Origin of the sequence: Brevundimonas sp. CEF1 (assembly GCF_051353055.1) — a bacterium.
Classification (GTDB): domain Bacteria; phylum Pseudomonadota; class Alphaproteobacteria; order Caulobacterales; family Caulobacteraceae; genus Brevundimonas.
The window spans coordinates 1,743,336-1,766,682 of the sequence record NZ_CP195593.1 but is presented as its reverse complement, the minus strand read 5'-3'; the positions used below and the strand labels follow the sequence as shown (position 1 = coordinate 1,766,682).

Sequence of the window (23,347 nt, the reverse complement as noted above, 5' to 3'; positions counted from 1 at the left end):
ACTCCAGTCGAAAAAAGGGAGCGTGGAGGAAGGCGCGGCGGCCTCCCTCCCGCAGTCGTTACTCGCCGAAACCGAGGAAGCGGCTGGTGATGATGGCGGGGATGTCGCCGGTCGGCTTGGGACGGGCGCGTTCGGCCAGGCGGGCGGCCTCGGCCACGACCGAGCTGCTGGCCGAGGAGGCCGCCGTCAGGGCGCCGGTGTTGACCGCCGCCACCGCCGGAATGCCCACGGCGTCGCCTTTAACCTGGATATTGGCGGCGTTGATCACCTGCAGCGCGGCCAGGTTGACGTTGCCCGACACCCGGATGCCCGCCTCGCCCGCGTCGATCGTGCCGAGGGGCGCGATCAGGTCCACATCGCCTGCCGGGATTTCCGGGATCGGGTTCAGGGTCGCGATGCCGGCGCCGGTGTTCTGGGTCGGCGGCGACAGGGTGACGTTGCCGTAGAGGTCATAGACGCGGCGCGGCGGCTGATAGACGGCGGTCGACTTGGACCCCCGCCCGGCGTTGATATCGCCCTCGGCCGACCACATCAGCAGGTCGCCGCCGAAGGTGGTGAAGACCCGGCTCTGACCCAACAGCACCGACTTCAGCGAATAGATGTCGATGTCGCCCGATCCCATGGACAGGACGCCCGCCGTCGAGGGCGGCGCCACACCGCCGACGCCGACCACGGTCTGACCGCCCGCCACCAGCATCTCGATATTGCCGCCGAACAGGGTCCGCACGCCCGAGCCGCCGAACATGGTCAGATCTCCGGCGTAGGAGATGGCCTGACCCTGGGCGTCCTTCTCGGGGAAGAGGGTCGCGATGGCGTTGCGGCCGCGCAGGTAGCTGCCGAAACGCGGTCCATTGGGGTCGTTGTATTCGCGGCCGCCCGCCTTCAGTTCGTCGAAATAGACCAGTCGGGCGAAGACGCCGCGCTGCTGACGGTCCAGACCGTTGAAGTAGGTCAGGGCCTCCTTCGCGTCGGCGGCCTCGTAGCCGAAACGGTCTTCCAGCCACTGGATCAGCTCGTCGTGGTAGGTTTTGACCACCTTGCCGTCCTGCTCGGCCAGAGGGCGTCCGACCTCGGCCAGGTTGGCCGGGTCCAGATACAGCTTGGCGAAGGCGTCGTAGTTGGGACCGCCCGCCCCGACCCCGGTCAGGATCGAGATGCCGGCCCCGCCGTTGCGGGTTGAAGGCGACAGGTCGAACAGCGGGCCGACGCTGGTGAAACGGCCATTGTCCGCCTGATAGATGTTGCGCCCTGCCTCGACCACCAAGTTGCCCGGCCCCGCCACGGTCATGTTGCCGTATATGATGTCCCTGCCCGCCGAGATCAGCGAGATGTCGGACGGGTCGTTGTGCACGACCAGGCCGCCCTGGTTGAAGACGCCGAACAGGTAAGCCGTGGTGCGGCATTCCGCAGGACCGCCCGGCGGGCAACCCAGGCTTGTCCCGGTGCCCAGGTTGACGATGTCGCGCGAGGCCCGCAGATCGAGCGCCCCTGAGCTGACATAGAGCTGCGACTGACCATCATAGGTCATGAAGCCGAAGCTGACATTGCTGATGTCGCCGTCCGCCGCATAGAAGAGCGCCGGCGCCTTGCGGCCGTCGATAAGGGTTCCGGTCGCCGTATCCTTCTGGAAGACGGTCAGGCCGCCAATATTGGTCGCATTGCCCTGCACCGGCTTGATGGCGTTCGGCGCCGCGCCGAGGTTGTTGCGCCACTCCGTCATCCAGACCGGACGGAACGGATTGGGCAACAGGTCCAGGGACCTCGCCATGCCCGACAGGGCGATGGGGCGGCTGGCCGCGAACGGTCCGGCGCTGTCGGTGACCCGGAACCCGCCGCCCAGAATGGACACACCGGCCAGGAATTCAACCTGACCCAAGGGCGACGGCGCCAGCTCCAACGGCAGGATGCCTTCGCTACAGCTGTAGTCATCGCATCGGCCGGAGTTCCAGTAGATGTTGCCCTGGGCCGCCGTGACCCGCAGGATCGGCGGATACCAGTAGCGGCCTTCACGGCCCCCGGCGTCGCCCGTTCCGCCCGTGATCGGCGTGACGTCCCCCCCGGCGCTGAACAGGTCGATGCTGGTGTCGTCGCGCCACAGCGAGAAGCTGGTCTGCATGATCAGACCGTCAGGTCGGACGAACTCGCCCGCAGCGTTCACATAGCCCACCGACACCCCGGCAAGCGACGTCACGGTCGAACCCGGATCGCCGACGCCGGCCAGGACCAGATCGCCGCGCGCATCAATCCTGGCGCTGCCGTCGCCGATGACCAGGGTGATGCCGCCGAAGGCGTCCTGGAATGGCGTTCGCAGCGGATCGAAACGACGCGGGTCCAGTGGATCGCGGCCGCTCGAATAGGCCGTATTACCGACACCGCCCGCCACGATGGCTGTATCGCCGCGCAGGTTCACGATCCCGCCGCCCGCAAGGGTCGATGGGGTCGCAGCACCTGCGCCGGGGTTCAGCGTGCCGCCCAGACGGATGTCGATGTCGCCGCCTCCCGTTTGAACCAGCGCGCCGTCCACGACGATCCCGGCATCGCGAATGACCGAGGTCACGCGCCCGGTGCCGCCGACGGCGAAGTTCAGAGCCGTGCTGGCGATCCGACCCAGGTTTGAGTCCGGATAGTTGGTCTCGGTCAGCGCCCAGCTTTCATGCACCCCGGCGTCGCCGCCGGCACGAACGATCAGATTGCCGCCGCCCAGGGCGCCTATGCCCATGAAGCCTTCCAGCATCGGGCCGTTGAAGTTGACGCTGTCGTTGAAGCTGGTCGGGTTGTTCGGGACGTAGCCGCCGAAGTTGATCCACCAGGCGGTCGGGACGTCCTGGCCCAGTTGCGTCGACTGACCGTCGGTGACGCCATAGCCGCCCTGGCGCCACAGCCAGTTTCCGACCGAGCCGCTGCCGACGCGTTGAAAACCAGCGTCGCGATCGGTGGCGTAGCCGGTCAGCCGCCCCTGGACAGCCAGGGTCAGGTCGCCGCCATGCTCGGGATACCAGGCCTGATAGTCCTGGATAGAGGCGGCGTAGCCGTCGAAGTTCGCGCCGATCCACGGATTGGTCAGATGGCTGGCCCCCGCCAACACCGCGCGCGGCTGATTGAAGACGTTGTGGCCGTCCAGCGTCAGCCCGCCGACCTCGGCCGAGGGTGTGCCCGCCGTATAGACGCCATAGAGCGACATCTGCTCGTAGTCGCCGCCCGCCAGCAGATCCAGCGAGCCGACGCCCGTTCGGATGACGCTGAAGTTCTGCATCAGCTTCAGCCCGTTTAGCCAGATGGCGGAGAAGCCGTCCGCCATCGTGGCCTGCGGATTGACGTAGTGGCGATCCGACAGGGTCAGGTCGCCGGAATGGCCAGCACTGGTCAGATCGGTCGCCGCGCGCAAGGTGCGCCCGTCCGATGAGGCGACGTCCGCCCCGGCGACAAACCGCATCGACCAGGACTGCGAACCCGCCGCCAGCATGGGCGCCACGGCCCAGATCCGGCCCTGCGTGCCATCGGCCTGAACGGGGCGGGTATTGTGCGGTCCGCCCGCGCCGAGGAGTTGAAGGTTCACGCCGGCCGGGATCACGGTCCCCGCATTCACCGTCACATTGCTGTTCAATGCAACGTCGCTGGAGAAGACGTTCATCGGCGTCCCTGCCGGAATGACCGTCGGAGCGATGCCCCGCGTGGCTCCCAGGACCGTCGGTATGACCGCGCCTGCGCCCCAGTAGGTGTTGGCGCGAACAAACTGGCCGACGTTGATGATATCGCCCTGTCGGTGCACCGGTGCGGCCCCGGCTTCAAAGGCCGCCTTACTGGCCCAAATGTCCACCGGAACCGTCCACGGCCCGCTGCGCGAGGTGGCCAGGTTAGAGGCGACAAAGCCGAACGGGATATAGACGCCGGTGCGGATCGTGGTGAAGTTGCGGACCTCGATGTCGAAGTCGAGCACTGCGGTCGAAGTCGGACCGCCGGGAATGGTGGTCACATCGCCCCCGGCGCCGCCAACCAGGGTGTATCCCGAGTCCAGGACCACCGGTTCGCTCTGCAGCCCAGTCAAACCGGCGATCAGAACCGTGCTGCTGCGCGGAATGATGTCGCCCGCCCGCAGTTGGGTCGCCGACGACAGCTTCAACAGCGCCGGCAAGGGCGTGTCCTTGGGCCAGGTCGTCGCCTGTAGCGAGACGGCCATAGGGAACATGGCGCCCTTCTCCAGCTTCGCGTCAGCGGGAAGGATCGTGCCGGCTTCGAGGATCGAGCCGCGGGCGATGACGCTGCCGTCCGGCAGATGGATGGCCGAGGTCGTCACCCATTCCAGCGGTAGGGTCACGGCCTGGGCCAGCCGCGTCTCGGCGCCGATCGGGGTGTTGCCCATGACGGTGAAGCCGTCGACCGGCGCATCGAAGGTCAGCTTGACGCCTCTCGGGAAGCTCGCGCCGGCGGCCAGCTTGACCGGCGCCGACAGTTGGTGGTCGGCCGGCCAGGCGCCCACGCCGCCCGCTTCACTGGTTCCGTAGAGCACCCAGCCGTTGTCGTCGGGCGTGCGCGCCGGCTCGCCGAAGCCGTCGGTGATGCTGCCGTAGATATTCAGGTCGTCGGCGGCGCGGACCAGAAGAGCGCCGGCCTCGCCCGAGCCATAGACGCCAGTCATCTGGGTGTCGGCGTTCAGGCTGGCGTAGCGATAGCCGGCCAGGTTCAGGTCGCCCGACACGCTCAGGCTCTGGCCCGGCGCGCTGGTCAGTTCGACGCCCGGACGCAGGTGGAAGGCGTCCTGATAGGCGCGCAGTCCCGCCAGACGCCCCATCAGGGCCTGGTTGACGATGGCGGCGTTGATGAAGGCCGTGCTGTCCAGATGGATATCGTCCATCAGAGCCTGGTTGATCACGCCGCCCGCCGGTTGATAGGTGCGGAAGCCGTTGACCGACAAGCTGTCGGCCCCCTTGATCGTCAGCGCCCCTCCCGCCTGAATGTCGATGTCGTCGGCGCCCAGACGCGGCGCATTCAGCTCGACGCGACCGCGATTGACGCCGTCCGGCGACGACAGGTCCAGGGTCGCGCCCGAGGCCAGGGTCAGGGTCCCCGCCTTGGTCGCCAGCTCGATATTGGCGCGGTTGGACGCCTCGATCGGCGCGCCGTAGCCGTCGACCACCAGGGTCTCGGCGCTGGCGTCCAGCATCGCCGTCCCGGCCAGGGTCAGATCGTCGCGCGCCGACAGACGGATCGTGCCGGGGCGAGCGCCGCTGGCGTCGATACGGCCGTTGACAGTCAGATCACCGCCGTCCGCCGCGATCGTCACATGGCGCGCCTTGACCTCGTCGCCTATGACCAGATCGCCGGTCTTGATGACGAAGCTGCGGCTCTCGGTGACGCCGCTTTCGGTGAGACGCTCGTTCAGGTCCTTGAAGTCGCTGATCACGTTGGCGCGAATATCGATGGAGCCGTTGCGCAGCGAGGCGTCGGGCGCCTTGTCGCCGTTTCGGGCGTGGGCCTCGATCGCCCCGTTCAGGATGGCCTCGCCGTTCAGCGCCGTGACCTTCAGCGTGCCGGCGTGGTTGTAGTCGGCGCTGAGGTCGACCCTGGAGCCCGAGGATAGGACAACGTCGCCCTTGGCGCTTTCCAGCTCGACGTCGCCGCCCCAGCTGTAGCGGGTCTCCTCGAAGAAGTCGGTCGCCTTGCCCGCCATGTCGAGGCGCGCGTTCTCGCCCAGAACGACATCGCCCTCAGTCGCCGTCAGGACCAGTCGGCCGCTGGGCAGGGCGATGGTGGTGTCCGCCGTGATGCTGGCGGCGGTCATCTTGATCTCGGCGCCCAGTTGCGGCTTGGCGGCATCGGCCGCCGGGGCGCCCGCCGGGGCGGTCAGGTTGATCGCGCCGCCCGCCTTGTAATGCAGGCTGGACCCGGCCTGACCGGTCAGCAGCGGCGTGGTCAGGTTCAGCGTGCCGCCCTGCCCCGCCTGACCATAGACGGCCTGCGACTGATAGACGGCCAAGTCGCCCTTGTGGTTGGCCTCGATGCGCTGCGACGCCGTCAGGTTGACGGTGCTGAAGCCCAGAGCCAGCCGGTTCAGCGGCAGGTTGGCGCTCATCGCCACGCCGTCCTGATAGCCCAGGACAATGCGGTCGGCGATCAGGTTCAGCGTGCCCAGTCCCTCGCCCGGTCCGCCATGGATCGGCGCGCCCGGTAGGCCGGTGATGACGGTCGGGTTCCACTGGTCGCCCTGGGTCCCCAGAACGCCGTTCCAGACCAGGGTTCCGGTCGTGATCTGGGCCACATCGCCCGCCCCGCCCGCACCGTAAAGGGCGGGCGTGTTAAGCACCAGTTGCAGCTTCGAGACGCCGGTGGCAGCATCGCGCGTGTCCAGGCTGACCGAACCGTAGAAGTTGACCGACTGGCTGGCTGATAGGATCAGCCGCTCCAGCTTGGGCGCCCCCGTGCTCTGGTCGCCGGCCATCAGGCGGTCCAGCACCGACTGGTTCAGCGCAATGCCGGAAGGCAGAACCCCATCGGTCTTGGCCTGGCCCAGAGCTTCACTGGTTCCGATATTCACCGCGCCCGAGGCGAAGGCCAGGTAGCGGGCGCCATAGTTGACGTTCTCGCCCAGGCTGACGGCGCCCGGGGTGACGAAGCTGAGCGTCCCGTCCGAATAGAGTGAGGCGCCGTCCTCGACCGTGATGACGCCGGTGCTGCCGGCGGCGGCCGTATTGCTGGTGAACTCCAGCAGACCGTTCGACACAGCCAGCAGGTTCACATTGTTGGCCATCAGCGTGTAGCCCATGGTCGAGTCAAACGCCGGATCGCCCTTGCCCAGGGTCGTAATCCGCGCCCCGCTCTCGACCAGGACATCAGCGTTCCGGTCGGCGATCAGCAGGACCTGCGGCCCTTCCAGCACCGCGCCCTCGCGCACGGCGATGCCGCCAAAGCCCGTGTAGCTGAAGTTGGGCTGGTTGGGCATGCCGGCGCCGACCAGAACCTGAATGCTGGTCGACTGGGTGGTCGACACCCGGTGCGCCACGCCGCCCAGGGTCATGATCCGCGCGCCGACGGCGTTCAGATCCGATGCATAGAGCGACAGGGATTTGTCAGAGCCGACCGCGCCGTCAGCCAGTATCTCCAGCGTGTAGTCCTGGCTGCCGTAGTAGGCGCCGGCCACAACCGCCAGCGCACCGCCCAGCCCGCCCTCGGCGGCGTCGAACAGGCCCTTGCCCTTGAACGAGAAGACGGGGCGATCGCTGTCCGCCTTGGGCGGCGTCAGAGCCAGGATGAAGGTCTTGCCGTCCTCAGGCAGGATCGGCAGCGGATTGTCGAACTGGGCCGACGACGGCGCCTTGACCAGGAATTCGCCGAAGCTGGTCTCATTGTACTGGGAATAGGTGCGGACCACCTTGGCCGGGGTCAGAATCGCCTCGACCTTCAGGGCGCTGCGGATCTCCGTGTTGGCGATTGCGGTGTTCACCCCCAGATGGCTCGAGCCGTCCGCCAGCGGCGTCAGCTTCCCGGCTCCGGCGGGCATGTTAGAACCCAGTTCGACCCGGAAGGCGCCGGCCATCAACGCATACTCGGCGGGCAGCAGGGTATAGACGCCGGCCGCCAAACCTTGAACGCCGACGGGAATGACGATCTGCTGGCCCACGCCTGGCTGGGCGTGGCCGTCGATGGTCGTCGGCGCGACCGCCGCGCCATAGGACGGCACAATGGCGTAGACCTTGTTGTCGGCGTGGCTCAGACCCGCGAACGCCGGGTTCACATTGGCCAGCGCAGTCTTCAGCACATCGACCGACCCGCCGCGACCAGGGATGAAGCCCGCGCCCGACGGCGTGCCGCCGCCCGACAGGTCCAGCACCGAGCCTTCGTCCGCCCGCAGTGACCCCACCACGACCACGCCTTGGCTGGACAGGGTGCCCTTCAAGTCCGCGCCGTTCAGGCGCCAGATCAGGCCGTCGATGGTGCCGCCGTAGGGAATGATCAGATCCTTGGCGCTGACCGAGGTCAGGCTGCCCGGCAACAGGTTCACTTCCGACGTCGTGACCGAAATCCCGGTCCAATAGGTCTGGCCCGGCTGCAGTTGATCAATGCCCGGAACAAACCGGTCGCCGCCCACGCCAAGGGTGATCGAACCCAGGGGCGCGCGCAGCACTCCGCCCTGGTTGATGATGTCTGCGCCTACCGTCAACGACCCATAGAGCGACAGCGGCGCGGTCGGGGTCACGCCCTCCAGCTTGTGGAAGCTGACCGTGCCTCCAGGCACCAGCGCGTTGTAGAGGTTGGTCGTGCCGGGAATGGTGTAGGTATATTTGCCCGCATAGATGCCTGCGGTCGCGCCGGTCATCGGATAGATCTGCGCGGCGGTCAGCGAGATGTTGCTGATGGCGTTGACGTCGCCGCCCGTCAGGCGGATGTCGCTGCGACTGACCACGTCGATCAGGCGATGCGCTGCGTATTCGTATTCATGCTGGCGACCGCCCGAGAGGCCGACGGAGCCGTTGATGCCGAAGCGGGCGCCGCCCATGTCGACCAGGCCGCCGGTGATGGTCAGGCGCCCCTCGCCGATCTCCGGCATCTTGAACAGGGCGTTGCGGCCGTCTTCCGAACGGACCAGGTTGTTGCCGTTCATCGCCCCGGCGGCGACGAAGCGCACGTAGGCAGCGCTCAGGCGGGAATCCAGGTCCGCGCTGTCGCCCATCGCGCCCATGGTCCCCGACAGGGTCAGGTTGCGCGACAGGTTCAGGTTCACCGCGCCGTCCAGCAGGACGACATCCGATGAGTCCAGGGTCAGGCTGCCGAATCCGCCCGCCGTGATCTGATCCACCCCAATGCGCGCCTGACCGACCAGATCGGCCATGCCTTCGTTGGCGGCCATGGCGTCGGCTACCAGTTGGCCCGGCGTCCAGCAGCCGGTGACGCAGTCGCCATATTGCAGGTCAGCCGACAGACCGCTGTCCTGGTCCTGGCTCAGGATGATGCTGCGCAGACGGCGCATGTAGTCGGGCATGTCACGCGAGCCGAGACCCAGTTGCGCCACATAGGGGGTGGTCAGTTTGATCGACAGCAGCCCGCCCGAGGCCCCGGCGCCGCCGGCATTCGCCCGCATGTCGCCGTCGAGGAAGAGCCCATACTGCGACTGGAAGCGGATGGCGCCGCCGTCGGTGGCGATGGTCAGGGCCTGCTTGTCGCCAGTCAGGGGCGAGGTCAGGTAGTCGACCTCGGTCGCGGCGCCCGAGGCGTCCAGAACCGCGCCGGGACGCACCACGACATAGGCCGCCCTCTGGCCGCCGATGCTGATCTCACCGCCCCTGGAGACATGGCCATAGCGCGCGCCGTCCGCGCCGATGGCGCTGACGCCCCGGCCCGAAACGTCGATGACGCTCTTCTCGCCCAGCCACAGGGCCGTGGTCGGATTGTAGACGATGTCCGAGGGTTGATAGTCGCGCCGCTCGTTCTCTTCACGACCGGCGAGCAAGGTCACCTTGCCGCCGCGCGCCTCGATGCGACCGTCGATCCTCATGCCCTCCATCGACGTCAGGCTGACCGACTGGCCGTCGTCGACTCGGATGCTCGCGCCCTCGGCCAGGATCAGTTCGCCGACCGGACGGGGGTCCGTCACGGGGTTGCCGTAGGCGGTGGTCCAGTTGCGCTCGCTGAGGCCGTGAGCCGTCAGGCTGAGGCTGGCGCCCTGACGCTGCACGAAGCGGCCGTTGGCCGTGTCCTCGCGCAGCATGTCCGGCGTCCACAGCTCCAGGGCGTCCTGCGGTGCGGCGCCGCTGACCACATTGACGCTGTCGGCGGTAAAGCGGCGCACCGGCGCATTGACATCCAGTTGCCCGCCGACGTGCAGGTCGCCACCCGCGCGGATGTCATAGCGAGAGAAGCCGGTCTGGAAGAGATCCGCCTCCAGATGCAGGGGTTTGGCGACCTTGACCGCCGTTTCAAACACGGTCCCGGCCGAGATGGTCCGCCCGACCGGCAGGGTCAGGTCGGCCTGAAGGATTTCGCCCTTGGCATAGGTATAGGCGACAGGGGGGATTTTAATGCCGTCAGGCCAGATTTCGGCCGAGACGATATAGCCGGCGGCCATCTGCCCATAGCCGAACTCCAGATAGGTGCCGGCGGGAACGACATCCCCGGGATAGTAAGGCATGAAGTTGCCGTCATAGACCTCCAGCCCGTCTGGAACCGTCCAGTCGTTGGTCACAGTCGCGGCGTAGAACTCGACATAGGTCGAGCCCGGCAAGGGCTGTCCGGCCGGGATCAGGTCCACCGTATAGGTATAGTCGAACGGCAGGGCGTCGCCGGCCTTCAGCACCAATTCCTTCAGAAGCTGCAAGTCCATCGGCGCCGCCTCGCCGGCCGCCAGTTCGTCGCCTCCACCAAGCACGGTTTCGCCAATGGTGATCGGACGACCAGCGGCCGAGACGGTCAGGGTTCCGCCCGCATTCTCGCCCGAGCCGTAGGCGCGGATGGCGCCGTCCAGCGTCATCTGCCCCATGGTCAGGCGCGGCTCGGCGCCGACGGCCAGGCCGACCGAGCCGCCCTTGGCGCCCACCGTCTTGCCGTCCAGCAGGATGGCGGCGCCCGCCGAGACGTCGATCAGGCTGTCCTTCGACAGGGTCAGGTTCCCCTGACGGCTTTCCAGCACGACGGAACCGCCGGTCAGGTGCGCCAAGTCGCGAGCGTCGCCGCCCGTCTTCAGGTTCACCCACAGACCGCTGGCGTCCAACGTCACGCCCTGCCCCACCGTCAGTTCGGTGGTCGCCGGACAGCCGGTTCCGCACGCCGGGATCGCCGCCAGCGAAATCGAGCCGCTGCGCGCCGTGATGTCGGCGTCGACCGCAATGGTTTCGGCGCGCACGGCGATATCGCCCCCGGGGCTGACGGTCAGGTCGCTCTCGACCTGGACCGCGCCGGCCGTGATCCGCAGCGAGCCCAGGCCGGCGTCGTTCAGGGCCTCGGACGACAACAGCACCGTGTTCAGCAGGTTGGGCGCCAGCGCCGCGCCGTCCTCGACGCCCACCGACCCGCCGCCCTCGCCCAGGATGACGGTGTTGGCGAACGGAGCTTCCTGCGCCGTCGGCGGCACATAGGTCTGATGCAGCTTGGACCCGATATAGAGGCCGCCGGCCAGCGGCGTGACGTTCTGCGGCAGGTCGTAGCCGTCCAGCCGTTCGGGGAAGGCCCCCGAGGTCACGCCGTCCTTGATCACGGGCGGAACCGTGGGCCGCTCGCCCGTCTGACGCTCTCCGACCACCACGTCCGCGACGATCTGACCGTCAAACAGGACCGTGGGCGCCGACAGCGACAGCACGCCCGCGTCGCGCCCGACCGTATAGCCCGCCTCCCACCGCACGCTGCGCGACGAGCTGAACAGGGGCTGGGCATAGACCTCCTGGAAGGCCTCTCCCCAACGGTCGTGATTGACGATGAAGGCGTTGCCGACCGCCAGCATCTTCACGCCTGCGGGCGCCTTGCCCAGGTCATAGAGCTTGCCGTCCGAACCCAGCATCCGCGTCGACTGGATATAGCCGGCAGCATAGTCGATCGACCCGCCGGAGATGTCGAACACCGCGCCCTTGTGGGCCACGATCTCATTACTGGAGATGGCGATGGTCCCTCCCTGGGCCGCCCACTCGCCGATGCCGTGAGCGGTATTGCCTAGGTGGCCGCCGACCTCGATCAGGCCGCCCGGCGTGTAGTAGCGGTCGCCTTCATGCCCGCCCGTTCCGCTGGGCAGCAGGATCAGGTCGCGGATGTCGATCCAGACATCGTTGTTCTTGAGGCCATCGCCCTCGCGGTTAAGCGGCGAGTCGCGCAGCTCGAACGGCTGGATGTTCACCTTCAGATTGTTCGTGGCCATGTCCATGGCCACGTCGCGCACGCCCGAGACGTTCAGCTCGGCGCCGTCCTGAACCGTGGTGCGCTTCATCGCCGTGACGGCGATCTGTCCGCCCTGCGCTATGGTCTGGGAGTTGGTCTGGAACTCAGCCGTCCCGCCGGTCATGATCTCGACGCGCGACATATCCTTGCGGTCCGGCAGCATATGGCTGAGCCGGTTGATGCCCTGGTTGTTCAGCAGGTTGGGAACGCCCGGCGCCTTGGCCGACTCGGCCAGCAGGGCGTCGCGCTGGGCGTTGGTCGCCGTGGCGTCGCTGTCCAACTCCGGCAGGATCAGGGTCAGGCTGTCGCCGGTCAGGGTGACGCTGGACTGACTGTCGCTCAGGTCCGTCAGCAGATGGATGGTGCCACGCGTATTGACCGAGGTGGTGGCGATGGCCACGCCGTCCTGCACCACATGACGCCCGGCCAAGGTGATGTCGCCCTCGGCCGCCTGAACCATGCCGCTGTTGATCACACGGCCGGCGTTGCTGCCCGCCTTCAGGGTGACCGCGACCTCATGCCCCCGCGTGGTCGAGCCCTGATTGGTCGCTGTGCCGTAACCCGGTCGCAAGATGAAGTTGTCGCCCGCCGCCAGCAAGGTCTGCCCACGCGCCGTAACGATGGAGCCGGCGTTTTCGACCTCGGTGCCCATCAGGGCCACGAAGCCCCCGCCCTCGACAACCGTGGCGGGCTTGGTGGTGTTGATCTGCGCGCCCGCCTCGACCTTCACAGCGCCGCCGGCGTTGGTGAAGGACGGCAGCAGGATCGGCGGTTCCCACCAGTTGGGGCTGGGCGTCTCGGTCGCGTAGATGCCGCGTTCCAGGAACTGGATGTCCGAAATGTTCGCCGTGGCGGCGATCAGGCTGCGGACGTTGACCTGCGAAGCCCCGCCAAAAATGATCCCGTTGCGGTTGATGATATAGACCGAGCCATCGGCCTTGATGCTGCCCAGGATCTTGGTCGGATCGGCGCTGGCGTCAGTGACGCGGTTCAGGGCGACCCAGTCGGAATGGCCCTGCTGGTTGAAGACCAGATCCGTCTCGCGACCGACGTTGAAGCTGTCCCAGGTCAGGATGGCCTTCTGTTCGGTCTGGCCGACGGTGACCGTGGTGCGGCCGTCCGTTCCCGTCGTCTGGGTCGGACCATTGGCCCCGATCCACAGATTGGGGTCCAGGGTGACGCCCTCGGCCACCTGAAGCCCGCCCTGGCCCAGGCCGTTGGGGATGTGGCTCTGGGCGGCGAGCGCTGCGGCGCGGGCGGCGACCTGGGCGTCGGTCATGGCCTGACGCGTGGCGGCGGCACGGGCGAAGGAGGCGATGGCGCGCTGGCTGGCGCTGGTGGCCTGAGCCGCGCGGCCGGCCTCGGCCTGAATGGCCTGGGTCACGGCGGCGGTCGGATTGGCCCCCGCCCCGCCCCGGCTGCCGAAGCCGCCCCGGTTCTGGGCCTCGGCCGCGCCGGCGACGATCAGGGAGCCGAGCGAGGCGCCGACCAGCAGGCGGCGGCGCAGCGAACGCGAATCGAGACGGATCATCGGGCGATCTCCAGAGGAGCAGAGGCCGCGCGCGCGGCCGTCTGGCGAAGGGGGAAGCAGACCGGGCGCGGCGCGCCGACGATCTGGAATAGGGAAAGGGAGAAGTGGCTCATGGCTGTCCTCCCGGTCGCGGCGTCGGCGCGGGCCGGACGGGACGCTGGGGATGGACGGACAGGCCGAAATTGGCGCCGAGGCGCTGGCGCGTTGCTGTCTGGCTTGCGACGCCGACGGTCAGATCGGACGAACGCGCGTCGGGCGTCGGTGTCTCGAAGGCGGCGCGGGCCTGACTCTGAGCCAGACGCGCGGCGCGTTGCAGGGCCTCGGCCGCGCAGTCCAGATGACCGGCGCGGTCGCCGCCGACGTCAACCTGAACGCACACTCCGGAAGGCGGCGGCGATGAAGGCGCCTGTTGGGCCAGGGCTGCGGCGGGCGAGAGCGCCAACAGAATCGGAAGAAGAAGGCGGACCGCTCCAGCCGGGGATGGGCCGAAGCAGTCCGCCAGCGTCGCCTCGCCTCGGGACGGGCGAGAACCAGGCGAGACGACGAACCGAGCGCGTCCGACGACGGCCTGCGTCTGGGCGCATTCCCGCGACCCGTCGTGATCGACGAGACGAAGGGACGAACGCAGATGAGCGGGAACCGTCGTCATGGCGCGGATCAGAACCGGGTCAGCAGGTCGATCAGCAGGCGGTCCGACGACAGCGGCGCCCCGGCGATCTCTTCGGCCGACAGCCAACGCGCACTGATCGCCGTGTTCTTGCCAAAGGCATAGGCGCCCCCGACCATCCAGCCCTGCGAGTTGGTCCCGCCCAAATGGAAGTCGCTGTCAGTGAAGGCGTCGAGAACCGCGTCGGATTCCAGGCGGCGATAACCGGCGTGGACATTCCAGTCGCCGCGCGAGGCCAGGTCGAGCTTGCCCGCCGTCAGCTTCAGCGACCAGCCCGATGAACCGCCGTCCCAGGCGCCCGGCAGGGTGATCGTGCCGTTGGTGTTGGTCGGGTCGGGGATGGTGGTCGACGGGCCCAGGTTGTTGACCGCGCGCAGACGCATCACGGCGTTGTCGACGCCCAGGTTCTCGACAAAGTCGCCCTCGACCCGGAAGCCGACGCCGTCGAAGGCGTTGAAGTCCAGGCTGGCGCGAACGTTCAGCACCTCATAGGCCGAGGCCAGGCCGAAATACTGGTTCTCGGGGCTGGTGATCGGGTTCAGCGGATCGGCGACAACGTTGCGGATCGGGAACATGGTGTTGCCGAACTGCTGGAACTGCGGACGCGTCGGGTCCGTGTCGCAGACGGTTTCGTAGAACTGGCAAGGCTTGGACACCTCGCCCTCGACGCCGTCGAAGTTGAAATAGCCGACCGCGGCGCGCACCCGCATGTCGTCATGCGGCGTCCAGTCCAGACCCAGCTGAGCAGCCAGCAGGTATTTGTCGCGGCTCTCAAACGGCCCGCCCTTGCCCTCGGGCGCATTGCGCGAGCCGAAGTTGAAGTCGGTGTTGAAGACGGGGAAGGCGCCGGCGGTCCCGAAGACAGCGAACGCCGGGTTCAGCGCATGACGCGCCGAAACAGCCACGCCGTCGAAGTTGATGTCGTCGTCAAAGATCAGGTCGCCGCTCCAGAACGGATTGGCGAAGCGGCCGAAGTCCAGGGCCACGTCCTGAACCGGCGTCAAGCGGATGGCCGCGCGGTCCAGCCACAGGGCGTATTTGCCGAACTCGTCGCCGCCGCCCAGCGTTTGGTTGGTCGAGACGGGCGAGGTGTCGTTGCCGGTGGCGACGCGCACTTCGGCCGAGATCCAGCTGTCGATCTGAGCCTTCAGGCCGAAGCGGGCGCGGATGCGGGCGCGCTGGCGGTCTTCCAGGGTGTTGAGGTAGGGCGGGCCGACATAGCCGGGCGTCTTGTCGTTGATGTTCTGGCCGGAACCGGCGTTGATCGCGCCGTAGTCGACGAAGATGTCAGCGTTGTTGTCGTCCATGAAGACGCCTTCGCCGCGCACCCGGACGTCGCCCGACAGGGTGATGCCGCGCGTCCATTCCGGCGTCTGGCCGGGCGCCGACCAGCCCTGGGCCTGAGCCTGGGTGCCCAGCTCGGCGCGCAGTTCTTCCTTGATCTGATCGCGGACGACCTGCGGGATATAGGGAATGGTCTGCACCCCGTTGGCCACGCCGCCGGCGGGAACAGGCGCGGGCGGCGGCGCCACAGTCGCCTGGGCCAGAAGGCCGTCGGCCTCCTCGCGGGTGACCAGACCCTTGGCGACCATCAGCTCCAGCAGCTTGGTGGAGTCGACGGTCTGGGCGAAGGCCGGCTGGGCGGCCAGCAGGCTGAGGCCTGCGGCGCAGGCCATCAGGGCCGGTTTCAGGCGGATAGGACGGTTCATTACGGTAAATCCCCAGGGAGGTCAGGCGCCGCTTCGGGCGTTCAGTTCGATACGCATGACGGGCAGGCCGTCGGGCGGGCGGCGGGAAAGCTTCAGGCCGGTCAGGGCGCGTTGCAGGGCGGCGTCGCGGCGCGCGTCGCCGGTGCCGCGCAGCAGGCGGACCGAGGTGATCCGGCCCTCGACATCGACCGTGACGGCCAGTTGAGCGGAGTAGCGACCCCGGCTGAGGTCGCGTTCGCCCTGGACCGCCTGGGTCACCTCGCGGCGGGTCAGTTCGCCATAGGCGCCGAAACCGCCGTCGCCGCCCGGACGCCCGCCGATGCGGGTTCCCGAGCCGTCGCCGCGCGCCAGGCCGTAGTTGGACGGGCCGGCCCCTTCGCGGGCGGTCAGGGCGCTGTCCCCGACCGTCGGTTCGGACGGCGCGTCCGGCGGTGGAGGCGTGTCCTCGACCGGTTGATCCATCGGGGTCGGCGTGGGCTCGGGCGGCTTCTCCTGCGCCACCTCGGGCGGCGGGGGCGGAGGTGGCGGAGGCGGCAGGACCACCCGCACCGTCTTGTCGTCGCGCTGACGCTCGCTGACCGAAGCGGGCCGCAGGAAGGTGGCGGCCAGGACGACGGCCAGAACCGCCACCACCCCGATCACCGGCCAGTTGATCCTGCGCCGACGAGGCGGCGGCGGCGGATCATCCGCCATGAAGGCGTAGGTCATGGCGCTCAGGCTCCCCCGCCGGGCGGGCGGGTCGAGGCCATGCCCAGGCTGCCGACGCCGACCTTGGAGCACAGGTCCAGCACCTGCATGATCTGGTCATACTGCACCGCCCGGTCGCCCCGCAGGATCACCGGCAGATCCGGCGTCGAGGCGATGGAGGCGCGCAGTTCCTGCTCCAGCTCGGCCATCGAGACGGGGACGGCGTCGATCGACACCGTGCCGTCATTGGCGACCGCGATGACCCGCGACTTGGGCTGATCCAGCACCTGGGACGACGAGGCCGACGGCAGGTCGACCTTGATGCCCTGCACCGCCGCCGTGGTCAGCAGGATGAAGATGATCAGCAGCACGAAGGTCAGGTCGACCAGAGGCGTGATGTTGATCTCGTTATAGGGTTTCTTGCCCTGAACCTGCATGGGTCAGCGCTCCCCTATTCCGCCGCAAGGGCGGCGACAGGGGCGTCCTGCCAGGTTTCGGCGATGCGCTTTTCCAGCTCGTCGACGAAGATCTGGTTGTCGGCGGTGACGTCCTCGACCCGGCTCAGCAGGTAGTTGTAGCCAAACAGGGCCGGGATCGCGACGGCCAGACCCGCGACGGTGGCCAGCAGGGCCGCGGCGATGCCGGGGGCGATGGCGTTGATGTTGACCTCGCCCGCCGCCGCCACCGAGGCGAAGGTGATCATGACGCCCAGAACCGTGCCCAGCAGGCCGATAAAGGGACCGCCCGAGATGGCGATGGTCAGCAGCACCATCCACTTGTTCAGCTTCTGGCTCTCGCGCACCTGACCGGCGTCCAGCGCCGAGCGGATGGCCGCGATCGACTGCGGACGGACGGCGAAGCGGCTGCCCGACGCCTTGCCCTCGGCCAGACGCATGCCCAGCTCGTGGCGGCCGATCTGATAGAGGCGCGCCAGCGGCGAGTGTTCGGTCAGGGCCGGCGGCAGGGCGCCGAGGCCGTCATGGCCGTTCGAGGCGCGGGCTGACTGGCGATAGACGTCCAGGAACTCTTCGTTGGCGCGCGTGGTGCGGCCCAGCATCAGCCCCTTGGAGATCATGACCCAGATGGCCAGGGCCAGCATGAAGCCCAGGATGATGATGACCACCCAGGCGTCGACCGTCAGCGCCTTGAACAGGATGCCGAAATAGTTGTGGCCGCCGCTCTCGGTCTGCTCGGCCGTGTCGAAGGTCAGTAGCTTGGCGCCCTGCCCCTCGCTGGCGGCCGCCAGTTGGAAGGCGGCCTGCGGCAGGGCGACGCCCGCCACGCGGAACTCGTCGATCTCGCCGGCGAAGCCCTGACCCAGAACGGCGGGACCGGCCGCCAGCGCGCCCGCGACCTCGCCGGCCGGTTGGCCGTTGACGAAGAGGGTCGACTTCTGACCGTCGTTGACCAGGGCGACGTGGGCCCAAGTTCCGGCCGGAAGCGCCGCGCCCGCGCTGCGCGAACCGGCGGCGTCGAGGAACAGGCTCGCGCCTTCCGAGATCAGGCTGAGACCCGGCAGGCCCAGCAGTTGACCGTCCGAACCGGGCTTGACCCAGAAGCTGACCGAGACCGGCCCCTGAGCGAAGGCTTCGGCCGGCACCGACACGGCGGCGGCGCCGTCCAGCGTCAGGCTCTGACCGATCAGGCCGCCCGTATTGCGAGCCTCGCCGCCGACGCCGTTCAGGCCGTTGGACGTGGCGTCCTGCGGCGCGCCGGCGCCGTCGAAGTGCCAGACCATTTTGTAGTCGGCGCCGAAGGTCCCGGCGGCGTTCTGACCGGCTTCAGCCTTCTCATTGCCGTAGTAGGCGTAGATGGCCGAGGCGGCGCTCGGCTTCAGGTTCGACACATCGACCCAGACCAGGGCCTGCTGCTCGGCGGGCGCCCACTTCTCGATGTGGAAGGCCAGCGGCGTGCGGTCGTCGCCCGCCACGAAGCGCAGGTCCGAGCCGTCGGCCTTGACGTCGGCGAAGTCGAAATTGCCGGTGTGCAGACGGATCAGGACGGGGGCGCGGGCCACCTCGCCGGTCACGCCCGCCGCCTGGGCGTTCAGGTTGATCTTGGTGCGATAGACGTAGTCCGCCTGCCACCAGCCCGCCGCAGCGGCCGGAGCCGCAGCCCCGATCAGCACGGCGGCGGCGAGGCCGCCGAGCAGCCCCTTCTTGGTCATCGTCAAAGCCATCAGAATTCCCCCCAGATGCGGAAGCGAACGGAAACCAGGCCCGCATCGCGGCCCGGCATGGTGATCAGGGGCGTGCCGACATCGACGGCCCCGTTGAGGTATTGGAAGAGGCGCAGTCGCCCGCCGACGCCGGCGCTCATCAGAAGGTTCTCGCCCTTCTGACCCGGCAGCGGGTCGTGGATGCCGACAAAGCCGGCGTCCCAGAAGCCATAGAGGCGCAACTCGTCCACGCCCGGCCAGTCGGCCAGCAGCAGCGGCGAACGCAGCTCCAGTTGCGTGGCCAGGCCATAGTCGCCCATGGCCTCGCTCTCGCGATAGGCGCGGACCGTGCTCGATCCACCGATGCCGAACTGCTCGTTGGAGATCAGCGGACGGTCAGTCCACTGAGCCGACAGCTTGGCCATCAACTGTAGGTCGTGGACCAGTTCTTCGGTGTGCGAGGCGTCGAGCTTGACCGTGAAGAAGCTGGGGCGGGCGTTGTAACGCTTGGCGTCGAACGCCCACTTGTCGTCGCCCAGACCGCGCACGCCCAGGACGCCGCTGAAGGTCAGGTCGCTGCGTCGTGCCTCGCCGCTCCAGTCGCCGCGCCACGAGGCCATCAGCGGGAAATACTCGATCGGCGCGGCGGCGCGATCCGAGCCCAGGATCACGTCTTCCTTGAAGCTCTTCCAGTCGAAGCCGAGCGTCAGCGAATGATAGAAGCCGTCGCCGCCGCCCAGCGACCGGATCAGTCTCAGGCCCGCCAGATCGCCCTTGCCGATGACATTGGTGCCGCCGACCACGGCGATGTCGCTGTCCGAATGGACCGCATAGGCCAGCAACTGCGTGCCGACACCCAGGCGCATCATGTAGTTGCCGGAATAGACGGTGCCGTCCGTGGTCCGCTCGGGCGCCGTCTGAGCCGACAGGCTGAGGCTGTCGCCCCGGCCCCACATATTGTCGTGACGCAGCGTCGCCGCCGTCCGCAACTGGGTCGTAGAGGCGCTGTAGTAGTTGTTCAACTCCAGCGAACCATGCCAAGGCGAGCTTTCCTCGACCGCCAGCACCACATCCAGCGTCCCCGGCGCCACGCCCGCACGCAGTTCCGGCGTCACACGCCGCGACGGGTTCTGATTCAGCGCCACCACATCGCGCTGGAAGTCCGGCAGGTTCGGCGTCTGGCCCGGCGTCAGCGAGGGCGCCTGGGCGCGCACGGCGTCGGGGTTCTTCGCCCCTTCGACCAGCACCTGGCCGATGGCCTGCTCGGCCACCTCCAGCATCAGGACGCCGCCCTCGACCGACTGCTCGGGAATGAAGACCGACACGGCGATGAAGCCGCGCTCTTCGTAGGCAGCCTGCAGCGCGGCGCGCGCCGCCTCCACGTCGTCCGAGGTCCGGCCCGGCCCCATGAAGGGATAGACCGCCCGCTCCACCGCCTCGGGCGGCAGGACGGTGTTGCCCTTCACCTGAAAGGCGCGAACCTCGAAGCTGGTCGCGTCCTGCGCCGTCGCGGGCGAGGCGTGAACAGCCAGAACAGCGGCCAGCGCCAGGGCGCTCGCCGCGCCTCTCAGCGCGCAATGTCTCTTGTAATCCAGCATCAATCCCCCGTGACGCGACGGCCGCTGAGGCGACCGACGCCCCGCACTTGGTCGTCAGGGGAGAGACACGTGCGCCCGACACAGGCGCAAAGATTTAGCGTGAAGATTTCGCGACGTTTTCCAGTCGCTTATGTAGGATTTCGTCAGGCCACGAGGACAACATCGCCGGGCAGGCGCGTGGCCCGAACCCCATAGGCCAGGCGCATCTGATCAATGACCTGATCGATGCGATCGGTGTGGAAGGCGCCGTTGACGCGACGGTTTCTCAGCCGCGGATCAGCGATGACGATGCGTCCCGTGCGGTAGCGATTGATCTCCTCGATCACGTCGCCGAGGCGCTGATCGCGGAAGACCAGCAGGCCGCGTCGCCATGCCGCCTCGGTCTCCGGGTCGATGGCCGTGGGGGCCTGCATCTGCTTCTGGTCATAGGTCACGCTGTGTTGCGCAGGCAGGGTCGCCGCCTGTCCCGCCGAGCGCACCTGAGCGGCGCCTTCCAGACAGGAGACCCGCACCTGACCGTCCAGACAGCGCAGCGCCAGCCGCGCCTGCGAGGCCGTGGTCTCGCCGTCCTGAGCGAAAATAGACAAAGGCGCGGTGGGCCGATCGACAGTGACGACCGCCTCTCCCGTCAGCAGTTCGAAGGCGCCCTCGCCCGCCTGGGGCCGCAGGGCGATCCGCGTCAGGGTGTTCAGTTCGACCGAGACGCCCGCCGCCAGTTCGACGCGCCGCGTCTCGCCCTTGGCCGTGGTGAAGTCGGCGGGCGCAGGCGCAAAGCGCGTCGTCCCCGACCGCTCCGCGATGATAGCCACCCCGGTAGCTGAGGCGGCGATGGCGCCGCCCACCACCATACGGCGGCTCAGGCCTCGCCCCGCCATCGTCGGTTGCCTCACCTGCTCGCTGCGCAGGTCCGCCGCCGCCTGTCGCGCCGTCTTGTGCAACCGCGCGGCCTGAACAAAGGCGCGCTCGTGGCGCACGTCGGCCTGACGCCAGACAGCCAGGTCCAGGGCGTCGTCCTGCGTCGCCTCGCCTGACATCAGGCGGCGCACCCAGGCCTGGGCCTGTTCGACGACCGTGTCGCTCACGTCCTGATCTCGCCGCTCATGTCCGGCCTCTGAGGCGCCCCTGTAATTCATGACACGCCATCTTCGGAACGGCGCAAGGATATGACCCTGGGTTGAGCCAAATTCTTCTGCAAGGCCTCGGTCGCCAGCTTCAGCTCGTGCTGGACCGTGCGCTGGGCCATGCCGTGGCGTTCGGCGATCTCGACCGTCGACAGGCCGTCCAGCCAGGCGGCGGTGCAGATGGCCAGACGCCGCGCGGGCATCCGCGCCATCGCCGCCTTGACCGTCGCCAGATCGGACCGCGCCTCCGCCACGGCGGCCGGGTCCGGGTTCTCGTCGGGCACATCCAGCAGGGCTGCGACCTCGTCAAAGCCCAGCAGCCGCCGGTCTCGCCGCCGCGCATTGGCGGCGATGTTCAGCGCCATTCGGAACAGATAGGCCGTCGGGTGACGCACCTCGTCCTGAGGGCCGCTGCTCGACAGCTTCACATAGGCGTCCTGCAGCGCATCCCGCGCCTGCTCGCGAGAGCCCAACCGGGCGCTGAGGCCGCTCAGCAAGGTCTCGTACTTCTCGACCAGATGCCCCCGCAGACGCGCGGCCGCATCCGTCACCATGACCTTGCGCTCATTCGCCGACCCGCACGCCGGCGCCCCGCGTCGAAGCAGCGTAGCGCAGGGGCACGATCAGGTCGATCGCGCCCGGCAGGGTCGCGGGCAGGCCCGGCAGAGGCTCGGCGCGCTTCAAGGTCTGCATCGCCGCCTCATCCAGAGGCACGACCCCGGAACTGGTCTCGATCCAGGCGTCCATCACCCGCCCGTCGCGCTGGACGATCAGGCCAACTCGCACCACCCCGGTCGGGCGCGGGCCGGTCAACGCGGCCGGATAGGCGTGAAACCGCGCCAGATGGCTCTCGACCCGGCGATAATAGTCGGACACCGCGCCGGGATCGGGCGCCGCCGCCGGCAGGGCCGCCTCCCCCCCGCTGGCGGACCGCATCGGGGCGGTCGCCGCCTCTCCGGACGTGGGCGATGCAGGCGCTGCGGCGACCGGACTGGCCTTCTCGCTTGATCGGGATTGCGCTTCGGTGCGGACTTGGTCGCCGCTCTGTCGGCGGGCTGCATTGATCAGTTCGACATTGACGGCGTGCGGCTGGACTTCCGGCGCCGCCGCACCCGGCGGGATCGCCGAGGACGCCAGCAAAACAGCCGCCGCCCCGCCGTGCAGGGCCGCCGAGGTCATCGCGCCTAGGAGCCAGTTTCGCGTCATGGATGGAGGTCGAGCCGTCAGAGCCGCTGGAACCCCGCCTCCCTAAACCGTCACCGGCGACAGAACGGTGACGCTGATATGTCAGTGACGCTGGCGGACGCGAAACTCTATTCGCATCGGCTGCGGCAGGTCCGGCGGCGGCGCCGGAAACCTCAGGCTCGAGGCCAGGGCCAGGAAGTCCGCGTCACGCCCTGCCTCGCCCGACCCGTTCAGAACTTCGACCCGACGCGCCGCGCCGTCCTCGTTCACCCAAAGCCGCACGCTCAAGGCATAGTCGCCGCCCGACAGCACCGCGTCCTGACGCAGAGCTTCAATCGTCTGTCGCTGCACCGCCTCGGCATAGGCCCGCGCCTCGGCGTTCGCGCCCGACCGGCCGATGACCGGCGCCGCCGTCGCGGTGATCGGGTTCAGCGTCACCGCCGAGGTCGAGCCGGCATAGATGACCACGGCGCCGCCCGACGTGAACCGGGCCGTCAGCCCGGTGCCCGCCAGCATCAGCGCCAGGGCCTCCCTCGGCTGCATCGCCCCGGAGACCGGCGACGACCGCCGCCCCGACGCCAGTGAACTGTCGTAGAGCATCTGCAGGCCGGTCGAGACCGAGAAGGCCGCCAGGGCCTGATCCAGCGGCTGGGCGGCGACCTCAAAGCGCCGCGCCTCCTGCGGCCGCGCCTGCGCCGAGCCCGCGACCGCCAGAGCAGCCATGGCGACCAAGATCGCCAGCCGACGCTTCAGGCCCTCCGACATCTATGTCCCACCCCGCGTCCGCCGCCGTCAGCGCGGGATCAGCACAGCCTTCCGATCATGGCAAGGGCAGGCG

Annotated in this window: 11 protein-coding genes; 1 reads left to right on the top strand and 10 read right to left on the bottom strand. The window is 68.4% G+C overall.

Annotated features, from left to right (window positions below; translation table 11 throughout):
* Positions 1 to 58: 58 nt before the first annotated feature.
* The gene (locus ACR9FL_RS09135; protein ID WP_436358068.1) at positions 59 to 13,384 is read right to left on the bottom strand and encodes a filamentous haemagglutinin family protein; all 13,326 of its coding nucleotides are present in this window, start codon (positions 13,382 to 13,384) and stop codon (positions 59 to 61) included.
* A gap of 163 nt (positions 13,385 to 13,547) precedes the next feature.
* Between ACR9FL_RS09135 and ACR9FL_RS09130 the strand changes: the two genes are divergently transcribed.
* Positions 13,548 to 13,784 (top strand): hypothetical protein, encoded by a 237-nt coding sequence (locus ACR9FL_RS09130; RefSeq protein WP_436358067.1) that lies wholly within the window; start codon positions 13,548 to 13,550, stop codon positions 13,782 to 13,784.
* A 257-nt stretch (positions 13,785 to 14,041) separates the two neighbouring features.
* Here the strand turns inward: ACR9FL_RS09130 and ACR9FL_RS09125 are convergent, their stop codons facing one another.
* The 9 genes from ACR9FL_RS09125 to ACR9FL_RS09085 form a co-directional block, all read right to left on the bottom strand.
* Complete coding sequence (locus ACR9FL_RS09125) at positions 14,042 to 15,760, bottom strand: putative porin (protein ID WP_436358066.1); 1,719 nt, start codon at positions 15,758 to 15,760, stop codon at positions 14,042 to 14,044.
* Between the two features lie 21 nt (positions 15,761 to 15,781).
* Entirely contained in the window at positions 15,782 to 16,468 is a 687-nt protein-coding gene (locus ACR9FL_RS09120; protein ID WP_436358065.1) for a TonB C-terminal domain-containing protein, read from the bottom strand.
* 5 nt (positions 16,469 to 16,473) lie between these two features.
* Complete coding sequence (locus tag ACR9FL_RS09115) at positions 16,474 to 16,884, bottom strand: ExbD/TolR family protein (RefSeq protein WP_296174810.1); 411 nt, start codon at positions 16,882 to 16,884, stop codon at positions 16,474 to 16,476.
* Positions 16,885 to 16,898: 14 nt separating this feature from the next.
* On the bottom strand, positions 16,899 to 18,626 hold the full coding sequence (locus ACR9FL_RS09110) for a DUF2341 domain-containing protein (RefSeq protein ID WP_436358064.1): 1,728 nt from the start codon (positions 18,624 to 18,626) through the stop codon (positions 16,899 to 16,901).
* The gene (locus ACR9FL_RS09105) at positions 18,626 to 20,203 is read right to left on the bottom strand and encodes a ShlB/FhaC/HecB family hemolysin secretion/activation protein (protein ID WP_436358063.1); all 1,578 of its coding nucleotides are present in this window, start codon (positions 20,201 to 20,203) and stop codon (positions 18,626 to 18,628) included. Before ACR9FL_RS09105 ends, ACR9FL_RS09110 begins: the two co-directional genes overlap by 1 nt.
* Positions 20,204 to 20,346: 143 nt before the next feature.
* Positions 20,347 to 21,285: a FecR family protein gene (locus ACR9FL_RS09100; RefSeq protein WP_436358062.1), complete on the bottom strand. Its 939-nt coding sequence runs from the start codon at positions 21,283 to 21,285 to the stop codon at positions 20,347 to 20,349.
* Positions 21,286 to 21,332: 47 nt separating this feature from the next.
* A complete protein-coding gene (locus tag ACR9FL_RS09095) occupies positions 21,333 to 21,878 on the bottom strand; it encodes an RNA polymerase sigma factor (RefSeq protein ID WP_296174798.1) in 546 nt (181 codons plus the stop codon).
* A 10-nt stretch (positions 21,879 to 21,888) separates the two neighbouring features.
* On the bottom strand, positions 21,889 to 22,503 hold the full coding sequence (locus ACR9FL_RS09090) for an energy transducer TonB family protein (RefSeq protein WP_436358061.1): 615 nt from the start codon (positions 22,501 to 22,503) through the stop codon (positions 21,889 to 21,891).
* A gap of 108 nt (positions 22,504 to 22,611) precedes the next feature.
* Positions 22,612 to 23,274, bottom strand: coding sequence for an STN domain-containing protein (locus ACR9FL_RS09085; protein ID WP_436358060.1), 663 nt, complete (start codon positions 23,272 to 23,274; stop codon positions 22,612 to 22,614).
* Between the last annotated feature and the right edge of the window lie 73 nt (positions 23,275 to 23,347).